This window comes from Arthrobacter sp. I3, assembly GCF_000520575.1.
GTDB lineage: Bacteria > Actinomycetota > Actinomycetes > Actinomycetales > Micrococcaceae > Arthrobacter > Arthrobacter humicola_A.
In genome coordinates this window covers 13,001-14,430 of the sequence record NZ_KI914955.1, presented here as the reverse complement: position 1 = coordinate 14,430, position 1,430 = coordinate 13,001, and the positions used below count along the sequence as shown (strand labels likewise).

Annotated in this window: 1 protein-coding gene, 1 pseudogene and 2 riboswitches; the gene and the pseudogene both read left to right on the top strand. The window is 69.9% G+C overall.

Annotated elements, in window-relative coordinates; all coding sequences use genetic code 11:
• Positions 1-149: 149 nt before the first annotated feature.
• Positions 150-307: riboswitch (cyclic di-AMP (ydaO/yuaA leader) on the top strand.
• A 1-nt stretch (position 308) separates the two neighbouring features.
• Positions 309-785: a hypothetical protein gene (locus Y706_RS26595; protein ID WP_156945210.1), complete on the top strand. Its 477-nt coding sequence runs from the start codon at positions 309-311 to the stop codon at positions 783-785.
• Positions 786-846: 61 nt separating this feature from the next.
• A riboswitch (cyclic di-AMP (ydaO/yuaA leader) is annotated at positions 847-1,004 on the top strand.
• A gap of 1 nt (position 1,005) precedes the next feature.
• Positions 1,006-1,430, top strand: a pseudogene (locus tag Y706_RS30460) (hypothetical protein); the annotation flags it as partial.

The window sequence follows — 1,430 nt, the reverse complement described above, 5'->3', positions numbered from 1 at the left end:
CGGCCGGCCCGTGAACCCGGCGCAACCCGACACCCCGGCACTGTGACTCCTGTTACCAAAATGTGACTTAAGCGGCCAGGTCCTGTAGCGTCGTTAGCGTGCGCCGCCATCGGTGCCGCATATCCGGACGGACGCCAAACTCTGCCGCTTCCCGGATTCCGCTGGACCAGGCAGAGGCGGGGGACCCAGAGTTCCCGGGCATTCTGCTTTCATGCGCCCTCGGGGTGAAGCCGACACGTGATGTTCCGTGCGGCCGGATGACCTCATCCGAACCCGACAGCTAACTCCGCCGGCGTTGAGAGGCCACCATGACTGAATTCCAGGTACAAACACGCCCTGACGGCGGTTCGCATTCCCGCCCAGTTGGCGCAGCCAAGTCGCGCCACCGCGCCGAACCGGTCAAGCAGGCATCCGCCCTGTCGCGGTTCGTCGCCGGGCTCGGCGTAACCGGCCGCCGTGCCGCCGTCGTCACCGCCGCGTGCGCACTGCTGCTGGGTGGCGGCGCCGCCAGCCAGGCGGCAGAGCCGGGCGCCCACACGGCGAATGTTGCGAGCCAGGCGGCCACGATCGCCGACCCGCTGGCCAAGCTCAACTTCGAGCGGGTCCAGGTGGCTGGGCCGGGCGCTCCAGCGGAAAAGAACGTGGCTCCCCAGATCTCGGAGGTTAAGGCAGCCGAAGCGCTGATCCCTGCCCCCGCTGCTGCCGCGCCGGCAGCAGCGGCAGCCCCCGCACTTGCTCCGGTTCCCGCGGCAGCCCCCGCTCCCGCTCCGGCACCGGCCCTGTAGCGTCGTTAGCGTGCGCCGCCATCGGTGCCGCATATCCGGACGGACGCCAAACTCTGCCGCTTCCCGGATTCCGCTGGACCAGGCAGAGGCGGGGGACCCAGAGTTCCCGGGCATTCTGCTTTCATGCGCCCTCGGGGTGAAGCCGACACGTGATGTTCCGTGCGGCCGGATGACCTCATCCGAACCCGACAGCTAACTCCGCCGGCGTTGAGAGGCCACCATGACTGAATTCCAGGTACAAACACGCCCTGACGGCGGTTCGCATTCCCGCCCAGTTGGCGCAGCCAAGTCGCGCCACCGCGCCGAACCGGTCAAGCAGGCATCCGCCCTGTCGCGGTTCGTCGCCGGGCTCGGCGTAACCGGCCGCCGTGCCGCCGTCGTCACCGCCGCGTGCGCACTGCTGCTGGGTGGCGGCGCCGCCAGCCAGGCGGCAGAGCCGGGCGCCCACACGGCGAATGTTGCGAGCCAGGCGGCCACGATCGCCGACCCGCTGGCCAAGCTCAACTTCGAGCGGGTCCAGGTGGCTGGGCCGGGCGCTCCAGCGGAAAAGAACGTGGCTCCCCAGATCTCGGAGGTTAAGGCAGCCGAAGCGCTGATCCCTGCCCCCGCTGCTGCCGCGCCGGCAGCAGCGGCAGCCCCCGCACT